This is a genomic window from Oceanivirga miroungae (assembly GCF_902505095.1).
GTDB lineage: Bacteria > Fusobacteriota > Fusobacteriia > Fusobacteriales > Leptotrichiaceae > Oceanivirga > Oceanivirga miroungae.
On record NZ_CABWIB010000001.1, the window covers coordinates 1 to 25,145 of the forward strand.

Below are 25,145 nucleotides of genomic sequence, written 5' to 3' on the forward strand. Positions count from 1 at the left end.
TATATCCATTAAAACTATGTCTACATGTGTTTTTGAGATAAATAAAGCTCCCTTTTCACCATCACTTGCCTCATAAATATTATCTATTTCTAAGTCACTTAATTCTAATGTTTTAATAACACTTTTTCTTATCAAATCTTCATCATCGATTACTAATATATCCATTTTCCCCTCTTATTTAATTGTTGCCATTACTTGTTTAATAAAGCTTTCACTAAGAGCTCCTGGTACTACTTTTTCTATTTCTCCATCGCTATTGATAAATACATTTGTTGGGTAAGCTCTAACTCTTACTTTTCTTGCTATATATGCATGATTATCTAATAAAACAGTCATATTAGAATATTCATTTTCTAGACCTTCCCACCAAGTCTTAAACCTTTCCTTATTTAATTCTCCTAAATATGATGGAGATACAATAGTTAATACATTAAAATCTAAATTTTTCTCTCCTGATAACTCATTTACGTCTTTTAATGTATTTAAACAAATAGGACACCAAGAAGCCCACATTTTAATATATGTTTTTTTACCTTTTAATTTATCTATACTTACTATTTCATTAGTTTTTACATTTTGTAGTATAGAAGAATCTATCTTTGTTCCCGCTAATGATATTATAGCAAAAAAACTCATTATTATTAATATTATTTTTTTCATTTTATCACCCACTTATGCTATTAAAAAATGCTACGATTAGTGCTAATTTATCAAATATTAAAGCTACCCCCATTAGAATAACTAGTATAGCACTTAATTTCTTTATTGTTTCTAAATTTCTTTTTATAAAGTTTAATCTATGTTTTACTTTATCATAAAAAATAGTAAACGCTAAAAATGGTGTTACAAAACCTAATACAAAGATAGCTAATAAGAAGGCTCCATAAGTAGCTAACGCACTATCTGTTGCTGTTAATATTATTGCAGCTAGTATTGGTCCTATACACGGTGTCCACCCTAAAGAAAAACTTAATCCTAAAACAAACGATTCTAATGCTGGACTTTCAAATTTTCTTTTTATATTTATTACTTTTGATTTGTTTAAACTCTTTATTTCAAATACTCCATATTGTTGCAATCCTAGTAGAATTATTATTATCCCTGATATAAATCTAAGCTTTGGTGAATATATTAAGGATCCCAATGTCCCTAAGCTAAATCCTAAAGCTATAAATGTTAATGATAATCCTAGAATAAATAAGAAAGTATTTAATACTTTCTTACCATCTTTTTCTAGTATTGCTAAATAAACTGGGAGTATTGGAAATATACATGGTGAAAAAAACATAAACATTCCACCTAAATATGCTGAAATTAACATATATACTCTCCTTCTCTTTTTTATTTTACAAGTTTTTTAAGATATGAATATCCTCTTTGATCCATTTTATCATATGGTATAAATTCAAGCGCTGCACTATTTATACAGTATCTTAGCCCACCTCTATCAACTGGTCCATCATCAAATACATGTCCTAAATGTGCTTTTGCTGATCTACTTATTACTTCTATTCTTTTCATATTAAAACTTAAATCTTCTTTATACTCTACAACATCTGCTACGATAGGTTTTGTAAAGCTAGGCCAACCACAAAAAGATCTAAATTTATCTTTTGAAGAAAATAAAGGTTCTCCGCTTGTAATATCTACATATATTCCATCTTCAAAAAAGTCCCAATATTCATTTCCAAAAGCTAATTCTGTATCCTTATTTTGTGTTACTGAATACTGTTTTTTCGATAATGTTTTTAATTTTTCTTCGCTATACTTAGGATAATCGTCTTTATTTACAATAACCTCATCTGCTAACGAAATATCAATATGACAATATCCGTTTGGATTTTTCTTTAAATAATCTTGATGGTATTCTTCAGCTACTACAAAATTTCTTAGTTTTTCAAATTCTATTTGAATTTTTTCACCTTCATATTTTTTTTGTAATTCATTTAATGAATTTTCAATTATACTAATATCATTAGAATCAGTATAATATATTCCTGTTCTATACTGTCTTCCTACGTCATGACCTTGTTTGTTAATGCTTAATGGATTTATTATTCTGTAATAGTAATCTAGTAATCTAGCTAAACTTATTTCTTTTGGATTATAGCTTATCTTTACTGTCTCAGCATGATCTGTTAATGATAATACACCATATCTTGTCTTTTCAGTTTTACCATTAGCATATCCTGAAATTACATCTTTTACACCATCTACTCTCTCAAAATATGCCTCAACTCCCCAAAAACATCCTCCAGCTAAATATATTTCTTTAAGCTCGGTACTACTATTATTATCAACTACTTTTACCCTGTCTTCACCATAACAAGCAACACTTAAAAGTGACATAAAAAGTGTTAATATTATTTTTTTCATAAATAACCCCTATTTTTTCATCATGTCCTTTTCTTTTTCCATCATTTCTTTTCCTTGTTCCATCATCATGTGAGCTTTTTCCATCATCATATCATGAGCCTCTTTATCGATTTTTTTACTCATCATCATATCATGAGCTTTTTCCATCATTTCTTTTCCCTGTTCCATCATCATGTGAGCTTTTTCCATCATCATGTCCTTTTCTTTTTCCATCATTTCTTTTCCTTGTTCCATCATCATGTGTTCTTTTGGCATATTATTTTTTTCCATCATTCCCATTTTTGACCCACTTGCACATGACACTGCTACTATTGCAAATAAACTTGATAATACTAATTTTTTTAACATAAATTTTACCTCTTTCCTTTTTCTTATGTATACATTCTAACTTTTTTTAAAATATTTTAAAATTTATTATTATTATGAAAAAATATATTTTAATTATGTTTAAAAAAAAATACCACCTTATTTAGTGGTACATGCATTCTTTATATTTTTGCTCTAAATTTGTTGCTTAGGACATTTTCCTTTTAAAATATACACTTAAATCATATTAAGATTCTTTACTAGTATCTATATTAAGATAAATTATACTAATTACTAACACTATTGAGAAAAATATTTGTATTGGTAGTAATAATCTTTTGTACACAATAGCTTCAATTACAACCGAACCTAAGGGATACATAAGCTCTGATATAGTAGCTCTTGTTGCTGTTGTTGTTTTCATACCTATATAGTATAGCGAAAGTGATGTTAAACTAAATAGTGCTATTATTATAGTTAATTTATATAGATTGCTATTTGATATATATAAATTAAGGGATTTAATACTATCTTTTGTAAATATTAGTATCACTAAAGTTATTATACTTGTGAAGAAGTATCTATAAAATATTGTTGTTAAAAACGAATGATTCGATACTATCTTTTTTCCAAATACTGTCGAGCTTCCAAATGAAAAAGCTGCTATTAAAGAGTACATTGCTGCTCTTAAGTTATTTTCTTCCAATAATTTAGGACTGTTAAGACCAAAGATTATAAAGTATAATGAAACTAGAGATATAATAAGAACCGCATAAAATTTCTTTTTAGGCTTTTCATGCAGTATTATATATGCAAGTATTACTGCAAATATAGGTTGCATTTTTTGTATAACTGTTATTAAACTTAAACTAAATTTACTTAACATTAAAGCCTTAACAATAGCTAGAGTTCCTATTGTCCCTCCAAATAAAGAAATTAAAAAGTAATATATATAGTCTTCCTTTTTAAAAGTCTTTATTATCTTATACTGTCCAAAAAATAGTATTGATAGTATTATAAGTGGCAATAGATGCGATATAAAAACGATAAACTTAACATCATAAAATCCGTTAGAAAAATATTGCGGAGTTAGCAATACACCATCTAATCCCCAAATAAATGCTGCTATTGAAATTAATATCCATCCATTTTTATTTTGCTTCATCATCTTGCTCCTTGTCTATCATATTTGCTATTCCATAGAATTTTTTTGTTATTTTTTCACTTGTTGTATCTAACTCCTTAAAATCTTTTTCTAAATTTTTAAAATCTGTTTTTAATTTTTCCCATCTTTTACTGAATCTTTCAAATTCAACTGAAAAATCATTTAAATTTTTTAATATTATTTCAGAATTTTTATTCTTTCTATAATTTAAAGTTGTTAAATTTAAGGTTGTAATATATATCATTAAACTTTTAGGCGATACTATCCATACCTTTTTATCGTAAGCATAGTTTAATATATCCTCATAAAACTCGCTATATATTTCCATATAGATAGACTCACTAGGTATAAACATTAGAGCAACATTTAAAGTAACCCCTTTTATTATATATTTATTTGATATATCATCTATATGCTTTTTTATATCTTGTATAAAGCTTTTTCTATTTATTTCATTTGGATCTTCAACAAATTTCAAATAATTTTCAAGCGGAAATTTAGAATCTATACATAATATATTTTCCTTATCATTTATATGAACTACAGCATCAACGATTTTACCATTTCCAAATTTATATTGTCTTTCATATACCGAAGAATCTCCATAAACTCTATTTAAAACTTGCTCTAATATCATCTCCCCAAATGATCCACGAGCCTTTTTATCTTTAAAAATTTCTTTAAATGATTCTATTTTTTCTGATAAAACCATTATATTTTTTTGTGCTTCATCTACAACTACTAATTTATTTAACAATTCCTTATATGTTCTTTCAGTTTTTTCAAAACCATCATTTAATCTTTGATTTACAATCTCACTTAGATCAAGAACTTTTTTATTTATTCCATTTAATACATTTTCTTTAAATTCAGATAAAGTTTCAACGGTCTTTTTATCTAACATGTTACTTTCTCTTAGCTTTTCTTCAACTTTTAAAACTAGATTTTCAACATCTTTATTTATACTACTTTTTATACCATCTTTAAATTCCTGTATATTTTTACCATTTAACTTAAAGTTATCGTCTAAATTTTTTATAATATTAGATATATTTTCATTTGCTGTTTTTGTTATACTTTCTTTAAAATTAACTAAATTTTCGTTACCTTCATTGTAAATCTTATTAGATTGTATAAGTTTTTCATCTAATTTTAAAACTAACTTATCTATATCGCTATTTAAACTACCTTTTATTCCCTCTTTAAATGTATTTAATTCAGAGATAATACTAGAACTTGTTTTAAAATTTTCATCTTTCACTATATTATTTAATTCAAACTTAAAATTTTCATCTTTTTTATTATTCTTTAAATCTCTTACTGTATAAATTAAAAACAAAACTAATATAATTAAAATAGATAAAAGTATATATACTAAACTGTTCATTTTTTCCTCCTTTTTTTTATTAAAAAAGTGATATGTTCTATCACTTTAATATATATCGACCTTGTTCGCCTTTTTCAATTTTATCTATTAAAAAATAGTAAATTTTTTTTATATTTTCTGTATCTGTATCATTGTTTATGTATATATATTCAATATTTACTGTATTTTTTAATCTTCTTTCAATTGATGTTTTTTCCTCCATTATTTCAATATTTCCAAATATTAAGCTTCTTCCATTTTTACTCTTTATATCGAAACTTGTAGAAAATATATTATTATTTTTTACAATTATATCCATAACATAAATTTTATTATTTTCATTAAGAGTAGCTCTATAATTTCCATCATAAAGTGTCTCGCTAAAAATTATTAAACTAAATAATATAGATATAGCAACTAATAACTTTTTCATATCCTATCCCTTTTATTTCTTAGAATCCTTATTTTTCATTTCTTCTAATACTTCGTTTATAATATCATTATCTTTTTTCATTTCTTTTTTTACAACAAAGTACATGTATATACTTGCTAATATATATAGAATACTTCCTAAAATTAATATTGTACCTAGTATTAAATTTAATCTTGTTGTTTCACTGAAATAAATAAGTTTTGCTATATAAATATCAACTATGATATTTATTGCAAGAACAACTAATTTTTGATACATTTGTACCCCCCTTATAAGTATTTTAGTGGGTCAACTAAATTAACACCACTCCTTGTTTCAAAATAAAGATTTGTTTCTTTTGTTGATGAATCTCTTCCTAATGTACCTATAACTTCACCTTTTTTTACATTTTGACCTTTTTTTACACGACGAGTAGCTAAGTTTCCATACACTGTTATTATACCACTATGATTAATTATTACAATACCACCTAGGGAACCTAAATTCCCTGAGTGTATTACAGTACCAGTGTCCGCTGCTTTTACATCTTGCCCTAGTCTTCCTCTAATTTCTATACCATTACTTTTTAATCCTTCAACTTTTTCTTGATTAAACGTAACTACAACAGGCCCTTTTATTGGCATAGCCAAAATTCCTGTTCCTTTAATTACAACAATAGGTTTTTGATTTTTATCAAGTTTTTTTCTATTTTCTTCAGCTATAATTCTTGAAATTTGTGCTTCTAATTTATTCTTTTCTCTTATTAACTGACTCGTTTTATCTTGAATCTTTTTATTTTGTTGTCCTAAAGTTCTTTGTAAATTTTTTAATTCACTTACCTTTTTATCTTTTTGTTTTTTAAAATTATTTAGCTCTGTTTTTTTCTTTGCTAATTCTAGTCTTGCTCTTTTAATATTTACAGCTTCATTTAAATTTCTTTCTTTAATTTTTTCAACATTATGTTTGCTTTCTTCCACTGTTTTTTTATAGTATTTAATACTATTTATATTAACTTCCTGTAATTCTAATAATTTTTTTGCATCATATTTTTTCTTTGTTTCAAAAACAGTCTCAAATAAGTTAGTCTTTTTTATTAGTCTTGATCTTCTTAGTTGATCTAGAAGTTTTACTCTATTTGCGTATTGTTCTTCTCTTTCTTCTATAATATCATTACTATTTTCTATTTTTTTAATACTGCTTCTTATTTCTGCTTCATTTCTACCTATACTTTTTTCTAAGGCTATGTATTTTCTTTCTAGAGAGTTATACTCTTTTTGTAAAGAATAAATCTTATCATTTAAAACTCTTATTTCTGTTTCTACTTTTTTTTCATCTTTTTTTGCACTAGAAATCTTATTTGAATTTGTAATTATCTTCTTTTTATTAGAATTCAATTCTTTATTTATTTCTGTTATTCTATTTTTATTTTCATCTATTTTTGAACTTGCATATGCATTAAACGCTAAAGAAAAAGCTAATAATATGCTTATAATTTTCTTATTCGCTAACATTAGAATCTCCTATTGTTTTTTTGAAATATCTATGCATAGATATATAGTTTATAAAGGCTGCTAAAACTATACTTATTACATATATCAATATGATAACCATAACTTCTTTAAATTGTGAAACCTGTAAATTATATGTAGGTATAATTAAATTTATATTATCAATTACTCTTAATTTTATGTTTCCATATAGGACTATTGCAAGAATAAAAGATATTGTAATTTGTATAAATTCCTCTATAAAGAAAAATCTTTTTAATGTACTTACCTTTGTATTCGAATTTATTGCTTTTATTATCTCATCGTTTTTAGATTTAATAGAAAATTTAATTATATTATATATCATAAGTATCGTAAATAAAGCCATTACTATAGTAGCATTTCTCACAAAGCTACTCATATCTTCATTAAACTTAAGACCATTTTGTATAGCATTTGTTCTAAAATCAAAAGCACTAATTTCAGTCATATTAACTAAACTTTCTTTTAAATGATCTAAATTAACATCTTTTTTTAAATACACATAAAACGCATCATTTAAAGGGTTCTCATTTTCTGATAAATTAATTCCTAATTCTAATATTAAAGCTTTTATAGCTAATTCTTTTGATTCATAACGAATTGATGAAATACCAGGTAACTCTAATAGTTTCTTACTAAAATCTTTTTTTTCATTTGCATCTAAATCATTTAAATAAATGATTATTTGATTTCTGTTTTCTGCCTGTGTATTATATTCTTTTAAACTTAATATACCAAAAACAGATGCAAATGTTAAAGTAAAGACAATTGTTAATGTAATTAAAGCTGATATTAAGGTGCTAAAATTACTTATTAAGTTTGTATATCTAAATTTATTTTGCATCTTTTTCTCCTATTTATAGTTATCAAGAACTAGTTTTGCAATATCATTTGCTCTTAAATGATATTCATCTAACATAGTATCACCATCTGCACTTTGTCCAAACACATCATTTATTCCATGTTTTATAACTAATGTTGGTCTAACTGATGATAAAAAGTCAGATACAGCACTTCCAAGACCACCAATTACTGAGTGTTCTTCACTTGTAACTATGAATTTACATTCATTAGCTGCTTTTAAAACTGCATCATTATCTAATGGTTTTATAGTAGACATATTTATAACTCTTGCTGATATTCCTTTTTCTTTTAATATTTCAGAGGCTTTTATAGCTTCTGCTACCATTAATCCTGTTGCAATTATAGCTACATCATTACCTTCTTTTAATTCTACTGCTTTTCCTATTTTAAATTCATAAGATTCATCAAATAAAATAGGTACATTTAATCTTCCTAGTCTAATATACATAGGTCCTTCATATTTTGCAGCTTCTAGTATCATTTGTCTAGTTTCAGTAGCATCTGCTGGACTTAATACAACCATTCCTGGTATAGTTCTCATTAGTGCTATATCTTCTATTGATTGATGTGATCCTCCATCTTCTCCTACTGATATTCCAGCATGTGTTGGACATATTTTAACATTTAATTTTGGATAAGCAATACTATTTCTTATTTGTTCAAAAGCACGTCCTGCTGCAAATATTGCAAATGTTGATACAAAAGGAATTTTCCCTGTTGAAGCTATACCTGCTGCTGTTGCCATCATATTTGCTTCTGCTATTCCCATGTTTAAATGTCTATTTGGAAATTCTTTTTGAAAGAATGTTGTCATTGTAGATTTTGTTAAATCAGCATCTAATACAACTACATTTTCATTTATCTTACCTAATTCTACTAAACTTTCTCCGAATGCTAGTCTTGTTGCCTTTTTTTCCATCATTTTCCTCCTACATTAACTCTTCCATTGCTTTTTCATATTCTTCTTTATTTGGTGCTTTACCATGCCATCCTGGATTATTTTCCATGAATGATACACCTTTACCTTTTACTGTATTACATATAACTGCTGTTGGTTTACCTTTTGTTTCTTTTGCATTAGCTAATGAAGCTTTTATTTCATCAACATCATGCCCGTTAATTTCTAATACATTAAATCCAAAGGCTGTAAATTTATCTTTAAGCATTCCTAAACTCATTACTTTTTCTACTTCACCATCTATTTGTAATCCATTTTTATCTATAAACACAGTTAAATTATCTAATTTATAATGATTTGCGGCCATAAATGCTTCATAACATTGACCTTCTTGTAATTCTCCATCTCCCATTATAGAGTATACTCTATAAGAGTCATTTGATATTTTAGCTGATATTGCCATTCCAACAGCAGCACTTATACCTTGTCCAAGTGATCCTGTTGACATATCTATACCAGGTAATTTTTTCATATCTGGGTGACCTTGTAATGGGCTTTTAAATTTTCTAAGAGTTGTTATTAAGTTTTTATCAACAATTCCTTTTTCCATTAAAGCTGCATATAAAGCTGGAACTGCGTGTCCTTTACTTAATACCAATCTATCTCTATTTTCCATTCTAGGATTTTTAGGATCTATATTCATTTCATCAAAATATAGAACTGTTAATATGTCTGCTATAGATAATGATCCACCTGGATGTCCTGATTTTGCATGATATATCATTTCAATAATATCTTTTCTAATTTCTTTAGAAATTAATTCTAATTCTTTTTTTTCCATTTGTGTCCTCCATATATTTTTACTTTGTTATTTATTAATTAATTTAATTATACAATAGACTTATTTATTTGTCTATATTTAAGACTTTCCTATTCTTTTTTTAAGCTATAAAATACAACTGATAAAACAAATAGAATTATAGCACATAATAAAGTTAATATTACCCCACTAGGAGTTGCAGATTGTGTCCCATTCTCTCCTAAGTTAGATTTATATACTATTGTATTTATTGATATAATAGCTTTAGTCATGAATGCTAACTTTAAGAAAAATCCTTGTATTCCAAATAATAATCCCTCAACAGCTACCTTGCTTTCATTTGATACTTTTGTAGCAATTTCTGATAGCATTGCTGGTGGGAATATAAATCCAGCTCCACTAATACCTGCCCCTATTATTGCTATAGCTAAATAAACCATATATATTATATAGTTATACTCACTAGTAAAGTTAGTTAAACTATGCAATTTAAGACCAAAGAATATCATTATTAAAATTCCTATAATTATAGATACTAAATCTATTATCATTACTTTTTTAAATCCTAATTTTTTAGTAGCTATGCTTGTTACTGGGAAAAATACAGCTGAAGCTATAAACAGTAGTGTTGATAATCTTGACACCATAGCTCCCCCATTATATGCTTCTGGCATAAGTAAAGTTACGAAATACGATAATACCATTTGTATTATATTAAATCCTGTAAAGAATAAGAAAAGTCCAATAAAGTATAGTATAACTTCTCTATTCATAATATATTTAATTGTCTTTCTAAAACTAGCACCTTTTATTTTTGTTTCATTTCTTGTTATCTTTGTTTCATTTAAGAAAAATACACAGAAATATATACCAATAGCTGCTATTATAGAAAATATTATAACCATTTTTCTAAAACCTTCTACTGAATACTTAGACCCTACTGGACTAAATTTTGCTATTAAAAGTCCTGATAATATCATAGGAAGTGCAGAAAAAATTAATCTAAATACTGACTGTACAGTTGATATATTTATCCTCTCTTCTTTTGTATGAGTTAAATCAGCTACTAGTGCATTATATGGTCCCCCAACTAAAGTATATGATACAAAAAATATTGATCCTACAATTACAAAGTATATAAAGGTCGCTGTTTGACTAGTAGTTATTGGGTAGAAAAATAGTACCATTGATAAACATAGTGGAATTCCACCTATCATCATAAAAAATGACCTTTTTCCATATCTACTCTTACTATGATCTGATAGATAGCCTACAACTGGATCTGCTATTGCATCTACTAATCTTATTAAAACAAAACCTAAGGTTAATAATCTTACTGTTAAAAGAGCATTAAGCCCTGAATTTTCAGGTGGTAAATAGAAATAATTTAACCACTGAACAAAAATTCTATCTAAGATGAAATATGAAACTCCCATACCATAAATATAGTAAGTTTTTTTACTTAACTTATTCATTTTCTTCTCCTTCTAAAAAATCTTTTATTTCTTTAGTATATTCTTCCTTATATTGAAGATATATCCTTACATGTTGTCCTTTTCTAAAAGCTTTAAATTTAGTTTTACTTTTACTATACTCATCTAATTTATTATATTCGTAAATTAACATTTCATACGGTGTTACTTCATCTTTTTCAGATTGAATAATTAAAGTATCTACCCTCCCTAAAGTTTTAGATAATCTTAAAATTTCTAACTTGTTATCAATAAATCTATTAAATTGGTTAATAGCTGCAATTATTAAAAAATACGGTAACCTAATTTTCCCTATATACGAATTTTTTATTATTAATTTTCTAACATTTGATACAGGGCTATCTAATATCATTTTTTCTATTATTATTTTTTCTTCCTCTAATTCATTTTCAAATAGGGTTGGGACTAAACTAGCCCCCATAGCTCCTTGTGAAAAACCATACAGTGTAAAATTATTATATCCATATTCATCCTTTAAATATTTTAAACTAGAATAGATATCATATGAGAAAAAATAACCAAGAGCTGTTTTTGAAACTTCTGACATACCGGAATTTCTTAAATCAGGCAATAAAATATTATATTTTTCATTTAATTTTGTTTCAACAAAAATTCTTAAAAATTTAAGTAAAAATATTCTATTATTAAATCTACCATGACATAAAACTATCGTTTTCTTTGCATTCTCATTTTTTATTAACCATGCATAAAGTTTCTTACCATCTATACTTTTGTATTCTACTTCTTCATAATCTAGTGAAAATACTGCTGGTGAATAAATTCCTGCTATCATTCTATTTTTACTTTTCATTACATCACGAAGAGATTTTTTTAAACTTACTCTAGTATAATTTACTATTCTTTTTATTAATATCATAAGTCCTCCCTATATATACTGTTTCTTAAAGTTTTTTTTACTTTAAGGTAATTTAAAAACTCCTCGTATTTCACATCTTCTTTTATATGTTTATAGTTAACATAACAAAAATCCAAATTTTTAATATATTTTGCCCCTTTTTTATTTATTCCTAAAACTTTTATGTATTCTATTTCTTTTACGCTCACATCTTTTATATTTAATATTACATTTAACATTATTCTTTTTATTCTATTTATAGATATATTTCTATTTTTTGATATTTCTAGAAACTCTTCATAGTTTTTTGCTTTTCTTATTCTATTTGATATATAGTTTTTAAGTTCATCTGACAAGTCATAAATACTATCTATATCCCCTCTTAAAAAGATATATTTAAATAAGTCAAATATCATATCCTCTTTTTCCAGAATATATGTTAGCTTACTGCTTTTATATGGAACTAAGTTTTCGTAATTTTTGCCATTTTTTATTAAATTTCTAATATTAGTTGCAGAGGATATATTATTTGAAATAGTTTCATCATTATACCCACTAGCTACTCTTTTTATTATTTTTTGTGATAGATCTAAGTTGTATTTTTTCTTTGCTCTTATATATTCTAATGCTAGAATATTATTTGATGTATAGTATTTAGATAAACCATATTTTTCTAGCACCATAAAACAGGCTTTATTGTATGAATGACCAAGACTTGTATATTTTTTTATATCTTCATCTTTTAACTTATCTATTAAATCATCTAATATATTAATATCCTCTGTTTCTGCACCAAAGACTTGTATATTACAACCTATTTTATCTAAAATTCTAACTGAATTTTCACAATACACTTCTGCATTTTGTATTGAAATTTGTGGTGGTATTTCTATTACTATATCATAGCCCATACTAAGAGCTATATTTACTTTATCTTCTTCATTTAAAATAGATAGTTCTGCTCTTTGAACAAAATTATTTGATATTAGAGCTATTAAAATATCCGGATTATATAGTTTTTTTATCATTTCTACTTGGTACTTATGTCCATTATGAAAAGGATTAAATTCTGCAACTACTCCTATTACATTCATTATATTTTCTCTAATTCTATAATATTTTTATATCTTTCTTTTGTACGCATTATTACACTGCCTTTAATTTTATTAATCCCTTTTATTTGTATTAAATCATCATAACTTGCACTTAAAATACTATTTATGTTTGTAAATCTTTGTATTATATTTTCAACATCTCTTTTATTTAATTTATTTATTCCATTTAATAATCTATATCCCTTTGCAATTAAAACATCTTCTAGGTTATCTTGCTTAGGATCATATCCTAATAGTTTTATTATATTATTTTCATCGGTAATATCTATATTTGATATTTTTTCAACTATTTTTTCAGGATTTGTTTTCTTTTCATTTGCATCGTTATAATAATCTCTTATTAAATTCAAGAAATTATTTCTTTGACCTAACATAACTTCCGCTCTTTGAACTTGAAGCGTTGTTGCTTCAGTTCCAAGTTCACGAATATAGTATTCAACATTATCATCTGTTTTAAATAAAAGAGTAAATATTCTAATTCCTGCTATTATATCTTCTAATGTAACTAATTTTTCATATTCTAAATAGTTTAAATTTGTTAAATAACTTGTTGTAAGGCTCGCATATTTTTCTAAACTCATTACTGATTGAGATGATTTTATAAGTAAATCTGCTATAGAATCTAGGGTATATTTAAAATCCCCTTTATATACTGTTACCTTATTTCTTCTTTCTGAAATTGTAATTACCATATTAGCCGTTTGTTTTGCTATTCTATGAGCTGTTCTATGTCTTGTTCCACTTTCATCTGTTTGAATATTATGGTTAGGTTGTAAGTGTAAATTTGCACCATAAATTTTAGTGACTTCTCTATTTACTATTATTCCACCATCCATTTTAGCTAATTCATATAGTTTTTGTGGAGAAAATTCTGTATCTAATTTAAATCCACCTTCCATAAGATAAGTTATTTCTTCTGGTTCAGTTAAAATTATTAAAGCACCTAGACTTGCTTCTCTTATTCTATCAACAGCATTTCTTAAAGGTTTACCTGGTGCTAATACGGCAAATATTTCATCTAATATCTTATTTTGGTCCTTTTCCACCATTAATTTATCCTTTCTACTAATTCCTCTATATTATTTATATAGTTTAGTTTAATATTTAATTTTTCATTTTCCAATTCTTCTTTATTTGCATAAGGTAAATATACTCCTGTAAATCCTAGTTTTACTAATTCATTTACCCTTTTTTTAATAAAAGGTGTTGCTCTTAGTTCTCCACGAAGACCTATTTCTCCAATTACTGCTATTTTTGCACTTATTGGTATTTTTTTTATTGAAGATATTAGAGAAAATATTAACGCAAGATCACTCGATCTTTCTTTTATCTCAACTCCACCAGGTATATTTACATATATGTCACTTAAGTTTAAGTCCATTTTCATAAATTTAGATAAAATAGCTAATAGTATTTCAATTCTATTTTTATCATAACCTTCTATTATTCTTTTAGGATACCCATAAGAAGTTTTAGAAACAAGCGTTTGTATTTCAAAAAGTATCACACGACTTCCTTCTATACTAGGCACTATTATACTCCCAACATTTTTTTCAGATCTTGTTGATATGAAAAATTCTGATGGATTTTTAACTTCTTCTATGCCGTCTTCTTTCATGCTAAATATTGAAATTTCATTTGTTGATCCATATCTATTTTTAGTACTTCTTACTATTCTGAAATAGTTATTCTCATCACCTTCAAAAGAGATTACACAGTCTACCATATGTTCTAGTAACTTAGGTCCTGCTAATTTACCATCTTTTGTTACGTGACCGACTATAAAAAAGCAAATATCTTTTTGCTTCGCAAGTTCTATTAGCTTTAAACTACATTCCCTTATTTGAGATACACTAGCTGGTAAACTAGCAATATTACTTGAAAAAATTGTTTGAATAGAGTCAATAACTACAACTTCTGGTTTTTTTTCTTCTATATTTGCAAGTATCTGCTCTAGTCTTGTTTCGTTTAGTATAAATAGATTTTCAGAATTTACTTTTATTCTTGTTGCTCTTTCTTTGATTTGTCTTTTTGATTCTTCTCCAGATATATATAAGCAAGTATCTTTTTGACTGTATTCATTTAATAAACTAAGTAAAAATGTTGATTTTCCTATACCAGGAGATCCTGTTATTAAAACAACTGATGCTTTTGCAAGTCCTCCACCTAATACTCTATCAAATTCTTTATATGATGTTTGTAATCTAAATTCTTTTTCTATCTCTATATCTTTTAATAAACTTGCTTTGGTTAAATTTTCATCTTTTGTTAGTATAATACTGTCCATTTTAACTTCTTCATCCATAGTTCCCCAAGAACTACAGTTAGGACATCTTCCTAGCCATTTTGTTTGTGTGAACCCACATTCACTACAAATATATCTATTATTTAGCTTTGCCATTAATTTTTCTTACTCTATCCTCCATTTTTTTTCTAACATTATCTGTGACAAAAAATTTAAGCTCTCCATTATTTATGCAAACTTCTTTAACTACGCTAGAACTTAAATAAAGGTATTTTCTTGAAGCATTTAAAAATATTGTTTCAAACTTTTTCTTCGCTAATAATTCATTAGTTAAATTCAGTTGTACTTCATATTCATAATCACTAACAGCTCTTAATCCTCTTATTAGTAAATCTATGTTTTCTTTTTCGATTAAATCTACCAAAAGACCATTAAAAGATATAATTTTTATGTTTTCTAAACTTATTCCTGCTTCTATTAAACTTTCTTTTATTAATTCAATTCTTTCTTCTACACTAAACCAATAATTTGATTTATTAGCGTTGTATAAGACACCAATTACGAGTTCTTTTGTTAAATTTTTTGCTCTTTTTATTATATCTATATGACCTAGTGTTATAGGGTCAAAACTTCCTGGGTATATTGCTTTATTTATCATAATAACCTAATTTCTCTAAAGCTTCTTTAGCTGCTTTTTTTTCTGCTCTTTTTTTAGATTTTGCAATTCCTATTGCTAAAACCTTGTCATTTACTACAACATTTACCTTAAATATCTTATCATGGTCAGGCCCTTTTGTTTCTAATAAATTATATACTGGAGTAACTTTATACATTGCTTGTATATATTCTTGTAATTTTGTTTTGTAATCTCCTACGCCTTCTATTTCATCTAAGTGATTAATCTTCTTTATTAAAAATGATAAAGCAATATCTTTTACTGTATAATAATCTGAATCTAAATAAATTGCTCCCATTAACGCTTCAAAAGCATCACCTAGTATTGATTGTCTATATTTTCCACCAGATAAATGTTCTCCTTTACTTAGATAAAGGTAATTACCTAATCCTATATCATTTGATATTGATGAAAATACCGTTTCGCTTATTATTTGACTTTTTATTTTAGATAGTTCCCCTTCTTTTAATTTAGAAAACTTATCTACTATATATGAAGTTGTAACTAAATTAAGTACAGAATCTCCTAAAAATTCTAATTTTTCATTGTCTTTTTTATTAAGGTCTGGATTTTCATTTACAAATGATCTATGCATAAGCGCTGTTAGTATTAGATTTTTATCTTTAAATGTATATTTAATTTTTTCCTCTAATTTCTGTATTTTTATAAGTTCATCTTTACTTATCATTTTTTCTTCTTTCCACATATTCCTTTATTTCTTTTATCGTATGTAGTTTTACTACGTCTTCTTTTAATATTTCTATATCATACTTATTTTCAATAGCATTTAATATTTCAACAACATCTAATGAATCTGCTCCTAAATCATCAACTATTCTTGAATTTTCATTTAATTCTTCTTCATTTACATCTAATTGTTCTAATATTATTTCTTTTATTTCTTCTAACATTTTTTCCTCCATTATTTAAACATATACCCAACTTGTCTATACCATAAAATTAAATCTAATCTATCCATTGGTATAGATACAAAATTAGAGTACTTTCTCATTTTTTCTTCTATTTCTAAATATATCTTATAACTTAATGTTTTTGGTATTTCACTAATTACATTAAGTTCTTTTAAAACTCTTAAGATATGTCTATCTAATATTGCTATATTTTCTCCAAATCCAACATTACGAAGAAAATGACTGGCCTCTTTTAGTCCCATTCCATTAACATTTTCTACTAACCATCTTCTTATTTCAAAAATATCATCTGTAAAAAATATTACTTTTTTAGGTTCTAATCCAACTAACTCTCTTAATAAAACTAATCTTTTAGCTTTTGTATTTTTAAATCTAATTGTATTTAAATAGTCTACTAACTCTAACTCATCACCAGTATACAAAAGTCTATTTTCACTTATTTTTTCTATTATATCCCACGCATTTAAAGCTTTTGATTGTGGAGTTAATATACAAAAAGCTAGTTCTTTAAAAAACTTCTCATCATCAAAATGATATGCTTCTTTATATGATTTTATCTTTAAATCTAATTCGTCTTTTAATTTTTTGTTTAATTCTAAAATTTCGTTATTTAATTTCTCATTTATTTTCACACAAATCACCATTATTATTATACCACATTTAAAAGTAAAATTTCTATTCTCTTTATGTTTTTTTCGAGGTATAATTTAATATATCTTTAAAGAAGGTGAATATAATGAAAAAGTTAATTATCTTAAGTGTTTTAACTACTTGTTTATCTTGCACAAATACACAAAAATTAGATAACTTAATTACAGCGAGAATAAACAACGACAAATCTTTTATTTTAAATTTTGATAAAACAACAAATTACAAAATTAAAAAAATTGATGAACTTTTTTTAGATGTTCTAAAAACAGATAAGCAATTAATACCAAAATATTGTAATTACTTAGTTATTACCGGTGTTAAAAATGCGGAATTTGATTTAGCAAAAAATGATATTAGACTATCAATACTCGCTAATTCTACTGTTAATCCAAACTTTTACATATATATTGATAATAAGCAAGAAGCATTTGATAAAATTACTAATTTATTAAAAAATGAAAAAAATGTAATAACATATTCTAATGAATCTGAACTTATTCAAAATATTTATGAAAAGAAAAATAATAATGATAAGTTAAATTATAGGAGAATATTGCTTTTAACATCATCTACAAATATGAGGATATATTATTCGAAATTAATAAATGTATTAGAAGACAATAAGCAAGATATGATAATAGATAACTTTGCATATTTATATAACACAACGCGGGAAGAATACGAACATCCTTCAAAAGAGGAGATAAAAAATTCATATAGTCAAATAAAAAATAATTAATATTCAGGAGGAATTATGAAAAAATCACTATTTTTAGCTATACTGCCTTTTTTAGCGTCAGTAAGCTTTTCAAGTAAACCACTAGATCTTAATATACTACATATTAACGATCACCATTCACATTTAGAACCTATTGAACTAGATTTCAAAATTGAGGGTAAGAAAACAAGAGTTAAAATCGGAGGTTACCCTGAAGTTGTTAGTATTATTAAAAATCTTAAAAAAGAACATAAAAACACTCTAGTTCTTCACGCTGGAGATGCTATAACTGGTACTTTATACTTCACTTTATTTAGAGGTTCTGCAGATGCTAAACTTATGAATTTAACTGGTTTTGATTACTTCACACTAGGAAATCATGAATTTGATGCAGGAAATGAAGGATTAAAAAAATTCCTAGATTATTTAGATGTCCCTGTTTTATCAGCAAACGTATTACCACAAAAAGGTAGTATCCTAGAAAATTATTGGAAGCCTTACGCAATAAAAGAAATAGACGGTGAAAAAGTGGGAATAATAGGTCTTGATGTAGTTAAAAAGACTAAAGAGTCATCAAGTCCTGGAAAAGACATTGTATTTACTGATGAAATAGAAACTTCGCAAAAATATGCCGATATTTTAAAAGAAAAAGGAGTTAATAAGATTATTCTATTATCTCATGGTGGGGCTTATAAAAATTTTGAGATAGCTCAAAAAGTTTCTGGAATAGATGTAATAATAACTGGGGATACTCACCATCTATTTGGGAACGATGAAATGAGAAACTTTAATTTACCAGTTGTATCTGAATATCCAACTAAATTTACATCTTTATCAGGTGAACCTGTTTATGTTGTAGAAGCTTGGGAATACTCTAAATTAGTAGGAGATTTATTTGTTAAATTTAATAAAGATGGTATAGTTGAAAAAGTAGAAGCTAAGCCTGTTATTCCTTATCACTTAGATTCTTCATTTAGAAGAAAAGATGAAAATGGTAAAAAATATATACCAGAAGGTGCTGAAAGAGAAAATATATTAAAAATTTTAAATAGCACAAAAACATTTAAAGTAGCTAAGGCTGATAAAGAAGCTAAAGAAATTCTTGAAAAATACCAAAAAGAAAAAGAAGTTTTAGGTGGACAAGTTGTTGGAGTTATAAAAGGAAGTGTTATGCCAGGAGGATCTGCTAACAGAATACCAAATTCTGCAAACGAAAAAGGATCTGTTGCTACTAGATTTGTTGCTGAAACTATGTTAACTCAAATGAGAAGTTTTGGTGAAAACGCTAAAATAGATTTAACTATACAAAATTCTGGTGGAGTTAGACAAGATATAACGCCAGGTGAAATGACATTTAATGATGCATACACACTATTACCATTTGGAAATACTTTATTTATGTTTGACATGAGTGGAGAAGAAGTTAAACAAGTTCTAGAAGACGCGTTAGAATTTGCTTTAGTTGGTGGATCTACTGGAGCATTCCCATATGGAGCTGGTATTAGATATGAAGCTAATCAATATAAAGATAAAAATGGTAAAAGATTAGTTAAAGTTGAAGTACAAGATGCTAAAACTGGTGTATGGAATGAAATAGTTGACAACAAAATGTATAAAGTGGGTACAAATGCTTATGTAGCAGGAGGAAAAGACGGTTATACTACATTTGGAAGAATACAAAAAGAACGTGGTGGAGAAGATACTTACTTACCAGATGCTGAAAGCTTAATTAAATTCATACAACTTAATAAAGATTTCAAAACATATACTGATTCAAATGTAATATTCCACTTTGATATAAATAACGAAGTTAAGAAAAAATAGAATATTATCAAGACTTTTACACAAAAGAAAAAATGCCTAGACCCCTTATTTTAAAGGGCTAGGCTTTATTTATTTTAATTTAAACTGCTAATAACTTTTTTATTAAAGTCAATTAATTAAACTATATCATATTTTCTATAATTTCAAATATTATTTCACACCTTATTTCCAATTATTTCTTATGTAAAAGGTCAAAATTATTGACACCTTTTTTAGAAATAATATCTTGGCTTTTTTCATTATTGATATTTAATAAAAACTTCATTAAGATTAGATGGTTCTTTTTAATATACATAAGGTAAAAGAATATGACTAAAGATGTTATGAAGATTACAAACCTTAATATTTTGGTGAGATTGTTGAAACTGATGCTTCAATACATCTTTTAGTTCAATGGCTATTATACAGCATTTAAACAGGTACTCATTAACTACGGCATACCTTATCAATTAAAAACTGTATTTAAGTACAATGAAGATTCTGAAAAGAAAACTAATTTTGCAATTATGTGTAATTTCTTAGGAATTGATTTAGTTACTACTTCAGTAGCACAAGCAAAAGGAACTGTAGAAAGATGCTTTAAAACATTGCAATCTAGACTAGCATCAGAACTTAATTTTTATGGAATTAAGACTATTGATGAAGCTAATAATTATCTTGCCGGATTTTTAAAAGATTACAATTCAAAGCTTCTTTCTAAATTAGATGATATAGGAAAAAGGTTTATTAGTCAAGAATATGATGAGGTTGAATTAAATAAAATATTATCTGTATTTAATAAAAGAATAGTATCAGGTCATTGTATATCTTATGAAAAAAAGAAATATATACCCTTAAATCATAAAGGTGAGAATATGTATTTACATAACAAAACAAAGGTTGTGGTGATAAAATCACTAGTAAATACGCTACATATACTGATAGAAAATCAAATATATGACTTAGTTGAAGTTAAAGATTATGAAGAGTTTTCTGAAAACTTTAATATATACCTCCATTAGATCATCCGTGGAGAAAATTCTTTAAATTTTTATTTTTTGAATTAACAAGTCGTAAAAAAATGAGTCATAATCATGGCTCATTTTTAATAATATTTTCTTCAAAAAGGTGTCATAATTTTGACCTTTCACATAAAAATACGATTTTTTTATTAAATTTTATAAAATTTGACTTCTAATGAATTTAATATATAATAAAAGTGCTATAATATCATAAGATAGGAGGAAATATGAATTATATAAATGATTTAAATTTTAATTTTTCAAAAGTGACAATAAAAAAGGATTTATTAACTGATATTGAGAATATGCTTAAAAACTCTAAAAGCTATATATATATTAACTCACCGTACATTTCAATTTCAACGACTGAAAAGCTTCTTAATATATTAGAAAAAAACAAATTAGATAAAGAAAATGTGAAACTAATATTTCACGATACATATAATACAAAAAATACAGTTGTTGATGATAACTTAAAAAGCATACTAAAAGAATTAATTGACTTAGAGTGGAAAATCGACTCTGAAAAAGAAAAAGAAGTAAATGATAAAATAGAATCAAAAAAAGCAGAGAAAACAATTGTTATTGGTAAAATAAAGAAAACTTTTGCTATATTACTGATGTTTTTAATATTTGTTTTTTTATCTTTTTATAATCAATGGTTTATAATTTCAACATTACCTCTTTTTATTAGTTTTATCATACTAGTTAAGCTTATATTAAAAAATACAAATATAAATAAAGAGATCCGTAAGTTTGGAAATGAGTGCATTTACTACCCTGTAATTTCAAAAAAATTAAACTTTAAAATTATTAATAGTCAAAACAATCCACTTCACCATTTTAAATTATACCTTTTTGATACTAATAATAATTACCCAGCTTCAATTTTAGGTTCGATGAATTTTACCTACAATGGTACCAAAGAAAATTTTGAATCAATCATAGTATCAACAGATTCGAATGCTCATAATACTCTAAAGGATTTTTTCGAAAAAAATTTTGAAAAAAATAAAAATGAGAAAAATAGTTATGTTTATCATAATTTAGAGTGGATTGCAAGTTTGGTTTTTAAAGATGAATATAGACAAAAAAACTATATCTATAAATTTAAAAGCATTTAAATAAAAAAAATGTAAAAGGTCAAAATTATTGACACCTTTTTTAGAAATAATATCTTGGCTTTTTTCATTATTGATATTTAATAAAAACTTCATTAAGATTAAATTTATGAACCATTAATAATATATGGTTCTTTTTAATATACAGGAGGTAAAAGAATATGACTAAAGATGTTATGAAGATTACAAACCTTCATAAATCTACAGTAATGAGGATTAATGCTAGTGTAAATAAAGATATAGTTTCAGAAGAAAAAGTTGGTAGGAAAAGAAAGTTAGCAATAGATGAAGAAAATACTATTATTGATTTCTATCTTAAAGAGGCTTACTATTTTAACTTTAAGCACTTGAACAAATGTGGTTTAATATACCCTATTCTACTCTTAAAAGATTATTTAGAGAAAGAAATATACCTAGCCCTTTATCAAGAGCATACAAGAAAAAAGGTGATAATAAAGTTAAGGCAGTAACTGAAGATGAATGTAGTAATTTTGATATAAAATTAAAATATACTATAGCTCAAAATTATGCTCACCCATATATACCAGAACCTAAATATTTTGGTGAGATTGTTGAAACTGATGCTTCAATACATCTTTTAGTTCAATGGCTATTATACAGCATTTAAACAGGTACTCATTAACTACGGCATACCTTATCAATTAAAAACTGTATTTAAGTACAATGAAGATTCTGAAAAGAAAACTAATTTTGCAATTATGTGTAATTTCTTAGGAATTGATTTAGTTACTACTTCAGTAGCACAAGCAAAAGGAACTGTAGAAAGATGCTTTAAAACATTGCAATCTAGACTAGCATCAGAACTTAATTTTTATGGAATTAAGACTATTCTTGAGTTTAGCAGTTTAAATTAAAATAAATAAAGCCTAGCCCTTTAAAAATAAGGGGTCTAGGCATTTTTTCTTTTGTGTAAAAGTCTGGACAATATCAAAATATTTTAAATTTTTTTAATATTTCCTATTAAGCTTCTTAAATCATTTCCATCGTATAATGTGTTATTTATTTTTAAGTTTAATGCTAATTGTATTTCAGCTATGACATTAGTTATTTTACTTATTTGGTAATAATTATTATTTCTTAGTTTATGTAGTTTAAAGTCTAATAAATTTTCTTGTATTTTTTCTATTGAGTATTTTCTTTTCAATAATAATTGTATTATTCTTAAAAATGACAATGCTAGAAAGCCAATTAAAAAATGTCCTTCTATTCTACAATCTTTTTTTAAATAAATATTATCAATATCTAAGTCTGTTTTTAAATGTCTGAATGATTCTTCTATTAAATACTGTTGTCTGTAGTTTTCTATTATTTCATCATCTTTTGTATTTAATTTATTTGTGATTAATAATGAATAACCTGAAGTAGTTTCGTACTTATCTAGTTTTTTCTCATCTAATTTTGCTTTTGCTTCTTTAGTGTCAGTTTTAACAAGTCCTGATGCAATGTTTTTGAATAAGTCTTTAAGTTTTTTTGGCTCTTTTATATACTTTTCAGCATTTTCTAATTCTTCCATTCTAATATGTTTTGAACGTTCATCATATTTCTTTGAGTACATAAATATATATTTTTGAGTTATAGATACTTTTGTGTTTTCTCCTTTAGTGTTTTTAACTGTTAAAGTTATATCTAATGGAATACTGAAGTAGCATCCTTTTAGATTTTCATTTGCTTTCATTATTTTTTCAATTTCAGGTTTAACAATTTTTTCAAATGTAGAATAAACATCTTTATTTACACGAAGAAGACTTTCTTTAAAGATGTAATTATTTTTGCTAAGTAATATCTTAACAATATTATCATTTGATACAAGTCCAGCATCAGCTACAATAGTAGTCTTTTTAATATTGAATTTTTTCTTTTGATCATCTAAAAACTCAACTAAAGTAGAAACATCATTTCTATTTCCACTAAAAAGCTTGTAATTAATAGGTAGACCCTTAGAATCAGTTAAAAGAGCCATTTGTATTGTAGGAAGACCATTCTTAACTTTACTATATCCTGGATTTATCAGTACAGTAGTATCATCTGTATATACAAAGTAATTAGTTAAATCATAATGAGTGCATGATAAATCATAGGGTATTAGTTTTTTTATATTTTTGTTTAAGTTTACAATTAATTCATCTTTATTTTTATTTAATAATTCTAACCCTCTATAAATATCATCTTTAGTTAAACTAAAAACGTCAGCAAGTTTATCTTGATGATTAAAATCAGATAATTTTGAAGAAGGATAAAGTATTCTACAAATTATTGATAGTTGAAGTAGTTTAGTAAGATTAATTTTACTTCTTTGACCTGCAGATATTTTTTTTGATAACTTATCAAATCCAAGTTGGTGATAAATACTTTGAATAATTAAACTACCTATATTTTTTTCTAACTTTTCATCAACTAAAGATAATGAGGATAAATCAGTAAGATTTATTTCTTCGTCAATAAAATCTAAAGATAAGACATTTTTCTTTTTATTAGTGAGTTTTTGAGTTCTATCCTTTTCAAATTCTTCTTTGTAGTATGCTATAGGATCAGCGTGTATTTTTTTTAGTTCTTCAAGTGTACCTAAAAGTTCTCTAACTTTTTTATATTTATTTTTCCCAACTCTAACATTTTCAGTTTTATATAGATAAGTAGCATAAGGTAATTTCCTAATATCAAGATACATGTTCAACACCTCTTTTTTATTTACATTATATCATATTTATTAAATATTGTCTATACTCTTTTTGAAAAAACTTGACAAAAAAAGCTAATAT

28 protein-coding genes are annotated in these 25,145 nt (G+C 25.6%); 6 read left to right on the forward strand and 22 right to left on the reverse strand.

Annotated features, from left to right (window positions below; genetic code table 11):
- Positions 1-174: 174 nt before the first annotated feature.
- The 21 genes from OMES3154_RS00010 to OMES3154_RS00110 all read right to left on the reverse strand — a co-directional run bounded on the left by OMES3154_RS00010 (position 175) and on the right by OMES3154_RS00110 (position 17,685).
- Complete coding sequence (locus OMES3154_RS00010) at positions 175-660, reverse strand: redoxin family protein (protein WP_156682811.1); 486 nt, start codon at positions 658-660, stop codon at positions 175-177.
- Positions 661-664: 4 nt separating this feature from the next.
- Entirely contained in the window at positions 665-1,321 is a 657-nt protein-coding gene (locus OMES3154_RS00015) for a cytochrome c biogenesis CcdA family protein (protein ID WP_156682812.1), read from the reverse strand.
- 20 nt (positions 1,322-1,341) lie between these two features.
- Positions 1,342-2,376 (reverse strand): peptide-methionine (R)-S-oxide reductase MsrB, encoded by a 1,035-nt coding sequence (gene msrB / locus OMES3154_RS00020; protein ID WP_156682813.1) that lies wholly within the window; start codon positions 2,374-2,376, stop codon positions 1,342-1,344.
- A gap of 9 nt (positions 2,377-2,385) precedes the next feature.
- Positions 2,386-2,724 (reverse strand): hypothetical protein, encoded by a 339-nt coding sequence (locus tag OMES3154_RS00025; RefSeq protein WP_156682814.1) that lies wholly within the window; start codon positions 2,722-2,724, stop codon positions 2,386-2,388.
- Between the two features lie 205 nt (positions 2,725-2,929).
- The gene (locus tag OMES3154_RS00030) at positions 2,930-3,847 is read right to left on the reverse strand and encodes a DMT family transporter (protein ID WP_156683927.1); all 918 of its coding nucleotides are present in this window, start codon (positions 3,845-3,847) and stop codon (positions 2,930-2,932) included.
- Entirely contained in the window at positions 3,834-5,234 is a 1,401-nt protein-coding gene (locus OMES3154_RS00035; protein WP_156682815.1) for a DNA recombination protein RmuC, read from the reverse strand. The genes OMES3154_RS00030 and OMES3154_RS00035 overlap by 14 nt, the downstream gene beginning before the upstream one ends.
- Positions 5,235-5,274: 40 nt before the next feature.
- Positions 5,275-5,646 carry a hypothetical protein gene (locus tag OMES3154_RS00040; RefSeq protein WP_156682816.1) on the reverse strand — a complete coding sequence of 124 codons (372 nt, stop codon included), beginning with the start codon at positions 5,644-5,646 and terminating at the stop codon, positions 5,275-5,277.
- Between the two features lie 12 nt (positions 5,647-5,658).
- Entirely contained in the window at positions 5,659-5,904 is a 246-nt protein-coding gene (locus tag OMES3154_RS00045; RefSeq protein WP_156682817.1) for a DUF202 domain-containing protein, read from the reverse strand.
- Positions 5,905-5,915: 11 nt separating this feature from the next.
- On the reverse strand, positions 5,916-7,136 hold the full coding sequence (locus tag OMES3154_RS00050) for a murein hydrolase activator EnvC family protein (protein WP_156682818.1): 1,221 nt from the start codon (positions 7,134-7,136) through the stop codon (positions 5,916-5,918).
- Positions 7,123-7,998 (reverse strand): cell division protein FtsX, encoded by an 876-nt coding sequence (locus OMES3154_RS00055; protein WP_156682819.1) that lies wholly within the window; start codon positions 7,996-7,998, stop codon positions 7,123-7,125. Before OMES3154_RS00055 ends, OMES3154_RS00050 begins: the two co-directional genes overlap by 14 nt.
- Before the next feature lie 9 nt (positions 7,999-8,007).
- Positions 8,008-8,937, reverse strand: a complete 930-nt coding sequence (locus tag OMES3154_RS00060; RefSeq protein ID WP_156683928.1) for a transketolase family protein — start codon at positions 8,935-8,937, stop codon at positions 8,008-8,010.
- Between the two features lie 10 nt (positions 8,938-8,947).
- Complete coding sequence (locus OMES3154_RS00065) at positions 8,948-9,757, reverse strand: transketolase (RefSeq protein ID WP_156682820.1); 810 nt, start codon at positions 9,755-9,757, stop codon at positions 8,948-8,950.
- 89 nt (positions 9,758-9,846) lie between these two features.
- A complete protein-coding gene (locus OMES3154_RS00070; RefSeq protein ID WP_156682821.1) occupies positions 9,847-11,211 on the reverse strand; it encodes an MFS transporter in 1,365 nt (454 codons plus the stop codon).
- Positions 11,204-12,106, reverse strand: a complete 903-nt coding sequence (locus tag OMES3154_RS00075) for an alpha/beta hydrolase (RefSeq protein WP_156682822.1) — start codon at positions 12,104-12,106, stop codon at positions 11,204-11,206. The genes OMES3154_RS00070 and OMES3154_RS00075 overlap by 8 nt, the downstream gene beginning before the upstream one ends.
- Entirely contained in the window at positions 12,103-13,179 is a 1,077-nt protein-coding gene (locus OMES3154_RS00080; RefSeq protein ID WP_156682823.1) for a nucleotidyltransferase family protein, read from the reverse strand. Before OMES3154_RS00080 ends, OMES3154_RS00075 begins: the two co-directional genes overlap by 4 nt.
- On the reverse strand, positions 13,179-14,249 hold the full coding sequence (disA, locus tag OMES3154_RS00085) for a DNA integrity scanning diadenylate cyclase DisA (protein ID WP_156682824.1): 1,071 nt from the start codon (positions 14,247-14,249) through the stop codon (positions 13,179-13,181). The genes OMES3154_RS00080 and disA overlap by 1 nt, the downstream gene beginning before the upstream one ends.
- Positions 14,249-15,601, reverse strand: a complete 1,353-nt coding sequence (gene radA, locus OMES3154_RS00090; RefSeq protein WP_156682825.1) for a DNA repair protein RadA — start codon at positions 15,599-15,601, stop codon at positions 14,249-14,251. Before radA ends, disA begins: the two co-directional genes overlap by 1 nt.
- Positions 15,585-16,103 carry a pantetheine-phosphate adenylyltransferase gene (gene coaD, locus OMES3154_RS00095; protein WP_156682826.1) on the reverse strand — a complete coding sequence of 173 codons (519 nt, stop codon included), beginning with the start codon at positions 16,101-16,103 and terminating at the stop codon, positions 15,585-15,587. The genes radA and coaD overlap by 17 nt, the downstream gene beginning before the upstream one ends.
- Positions 16,093-16,809, reverse strand: a complete 717-nt coding sequence (gene rnc / locus OMES3154_RS00100; protein ID WP_156682827.1) for a ribonuclease III — start codon at positions 16,807-16,809, stop codon at positions 16,093-16,095. The genes coaD and rnc overlap by 11 nt, the downstream gene beginning before the upstream one ends.
- Positions 16,799-17,032, reverse strand: coding sequence for an acyl carrier protein (locus tag OMES3154_RS00105; RefSeq protein WP_156682828.1), 234 nt, complete (start codon positions 17,030-17,032; stop codon positions 16,799-16,801). The genes rnc and OMES3154_RS00105 overlap by 11 nt, the downstream gene beginning before the upstream one ends.
- Before the next feature lie 11 nt (positions 17,033-17,043).
- Positions 17,044-17,685, reverse strand: a complete 642-nt coding sequence (locus OMES3154_RS00110; RefSeq protein ID WP_156682829.1) for an N-glycosylase/DNA lyase — start codon at positions 17,683-17,685, stop codon at positions 17,044-17,046.
- Positions 17,686-17,789: 104 nt separating this feature from the next.
- Between OMES3154_RS00110 and OMES3154_RS00115 the strand changes: the two genes are divergently transcribed.
- The 6 genes from OMES3154_RS00115 (at position 17,790) to OMES3154_RS00140 (ending at position 23,243) form a co-directional block, all read left to right on the forward strand.
- Positions 17,790-18,443 (forward strand): hypothetical protein, encoded by a 654-nt coding sequence (locus OMES3154_RS00115; RefSeq protein ID WP_156682830.1) that lies wholly within the window; start codon positions 17,790-17,792, stop codon positions 18,441-18,443.
- A 15-nt stretch (positions 18,444-18,458) separates the two neighbouring features.
- The gene (nadN, locus tag OMES3154_RS00120) at positions 18,459-20,246 is read left to right on the forward strand and encodes an NAD nucleotidase (protein ID WP_156682831.1); all 1,788 of its coding nucleotides are present in this window, start codon (positions 18,459-18,461) and stop codon (positions 20,244-20,246) included.
- 506 nt (positions 20,247-20,752) lie between these two features.
- A complete protein-coding gene (locus OMES3154_RS00125) occupies positions 20,753-21,247 on the forward strand; it encodes a hypothetical protein (protein WP_156682832.1) in 495 nt (164 codons plus the stop codon).
- Positions 21,248-21,474: 227 nt separating this feature from the next.
- Positions 21,475-22,371 (forward strand): phospholipase D-like domain-containing protein, encoded by an 897-nt coding sequence (locus OMES3154_RS00130; RefSeq protein ID WP_156682833.1) that lies wholly within the window; start codon positions 21,475-21,477, stop codon positions 22,369-22,371.
- Between the two features lie 352 nt (positions 22,372-22,723).
- On the forward strand, positions 22,724-22,996 hold the full coding sequence (locus OMES3154_RS06500) for a hypothetical protein (protein WP_156682834.1): 273 nt from the start codon (positions 22,724-22,726) through the stop codon (positions 22,994-22,996).
- A 91-nt stretch (positions 22,997-23,087) separates the two neighbouring features.
- Entirely contained in the window at positions 23,088-23,243 is a 156-nt protein-coding gene (locus OMES3154_RS00140) for a hypothetical protein (protein WP_156682835.1), read from the forward strand.
- 83 nt (positions 23,244-23,326) lie between these two features.
- Here OMES3154_RS00140 and OMES3154_RS00145 read toward each other — a convergent pair whose 3' ends face one another.
- Positions 23,327-25,054: an IS1634 family transposase gene (locus OMES3154_RS00145; protein ID WP_156682836.1), complete on the reverse strand. Its 1,728-nt coding sequence runs from the start codon at positions 25,052-25,054 to the stop codon at positions 23,327-23,329.
- Positions 25,055-25,145 lie beyond the last annotated feature (91 nt).

Excerpts from the sequence above, each read along its gene's own strand:
- OMES3154_RS00015 (WP_156682812.1), bottom strand. The coding sequence starts at position 1,321 with ATGTTAATTTCAGCATATTTAGGTGGAATGTTTATGTTTTTTTCACCA.
- OMES3154_RS00140 (WP_156682835.1), top strand. The coding sequence starts at position 23,088 with ATGTGTAATTTCTTAGGAATTGATTTAGTTACTACTTCAGTAGCACAA.
- coaD (WP_156682826.1), bottom strand. The coding sequence starts at position 16,103 with ATGATAAATAAAGCAATATACCCAGGAAGTTTTGACCCTATAACACTA.
- OMES3154_RS00145 (WP_156682836.1), bottom strand. The coding sequence starts at position 25,054 with ATGTATCTTGATATTAGGAAATTACCTTATGCTACTTATCTATATAAA.
- rnc (WP_156682827.1), bottom strand. The coding sequence starts at position 16,809 with ATGATAAGTAAAGATGAACTTATAAAAATACAGAAATTAGAGGAAAAA.
- OMES3154_RS00070 (WP_156682821.1), bottom strand. The coding sequence starts at position 11,211 with ATGAATAAGTTAAGTAAAAAAACTTACTATATTTATGGTATGGGAGTT.
- disA (WP_156682824.1), bottom strand. The coding sequence starts at position 14,249 with ATGGTGGAAAAGGACCAAAATAAGATATTAGATGAAATATTTGCCGTA.
- OMES3154_RS00125 (WP_156682832.1), top strand. The coding sequence starts at position 20,753 with ATGTGTAATTTCTTAGGAATTGATTTAGTTACTACTTCAGTAGCACAA.
- OMES3154_RS00080 (WP_156682823.1), bottom strand. The coding sequence starts at position 13,179 with ATGAATGTAATAGGAGTAGTTGCAGAATTTAATCCTTTTCATAATGGA.
- OMES3154_RS00130 (WP_156682833.1), top strand. The coding sequence starts at position 21,475 with ATGAATTATATAAATGATTTAAATTTTAATTTTTCAAAAGTGACAATA.
- radA (WP_156682825.1), bottom strand. The coding sequence starts at position 15,601 with ATGGCAAAGCTAAATAATAGATATATTTGTAGTGAATGTGGGTTCACA.
- OMES3154_RS00060 (WP_156683928.1), bottom strand. The coding sequence starts at position 8,937 with ATGGAAAAAAAGGCAACAAGACTAGCATTCGGAGAAAGTTTAGTAGAA.
- OMES3154_RS00030 (WP_156683927.1), bottom strand. The coding sequence starts at position 3,847 with ATGAAGCAAAATAAAAATGGATGGATATTAATTTCAATAGCAGCATTT.
- msrB (WP_156682813.1), bottom strand. The coding sequence starts at position 2,376 with ATGAAAAAAATAATATTAACACTTTTTATGTCACTTTTAAGTGTTGCT.
- OMES3154_RS00065 (WP_156682820.1), bottom strand. The coding sequence starts at position 9,757 with ATGGAAAAAAAAGAATTAGAATTAATTTCTAAAGAAATTAGAAAAGAT.
- nadN (WP_156682831.1), top strand. The coding sequence starts at position 18,459 with ATGAAAAAATCACTATTTTTAGCTATACTGCCTTTTTTAGCGTCAGTA.
- OMES3154_RS00035 (WP_156682815.1), bottom strand. The coding sequence starts at position 5,234 with ATGAACAGTTTAGTATATATACTTTTATCTATTTTAATTATATTAGTT.
- OMES3154_RS00105 (WP_156682828.1), bottom strand. The coding sequence starts at position 17,032 with ATGTTAGAAGAAATAAAAGAAATAATATTAGAACAATTAGATGTAAAT.
- OMES3154_RS00075 (WP_156682822.1), bottom strand. The coding sequence starts at position 12,106 with ATGATATTAATAAAAAGAATAGTAAATTATACTAGAGTAAGTTTAAAA.
- OMES3154_RS00010 (WP_156682811.1), bottom strand. The coding sequence starts at position 660 with ATGAAAAAAATAATATTAATAATAATGAGTTTTTTTGCTATAATATCA.
- OMES3154_RS00115 (WP_156682830.1), top strand. The coding sequence starts at position 17,790 with ATGAAAAAGTTAATTATCTTAAGTGTTTTAACTACTTGTTTATCTTGC.
- OMES3154_RS06500 (WP_156682834.1), top strand. The coding sequence starts at position 22,724 with ATGTGGTTTAATATACCCTATTCTACTCTTAAAAGATTATTTAGAGAA.
- OMES3154_RS00055 (WP_156682819.1), bottom strand. The coding sequence starts at position 7,998 with ATGCAAAATAAATTTAGATATACAAACTTAATAAGTAATTTTAGCACC.
- OMES3154_RS00025 (WP_156682814.1), bottom strand. The coding sequence starts at position 2,724 with ATGTTAAAAAAATTAGTATTATCAAGTTTATTTGCAATAGTAGCAGTG.
- OMES3154_RS00040 (WP_156682816.1), bottom strand. The coding sequence starts at position 5,646 with ATGAAAAAGTTATTAGTTGCTATATCTATATTATTTAGTTTAATAATT.
- OMES3154_RS00050 (WP_156682818.1), bottom strand. The coding sequence starts at position 7,136 with ATGTTAGCGAATAAGAAAATTATAAGCATATTATTAGCTTTTTCTTTA.
- OMES3154_RS00045 (WP_156682817.1), bottom strand. The coding sequence starts at position 5,904 with ATGTATCAAAAATTAGTTGTTCTTGCAATAAATATCATAGTTGATATT.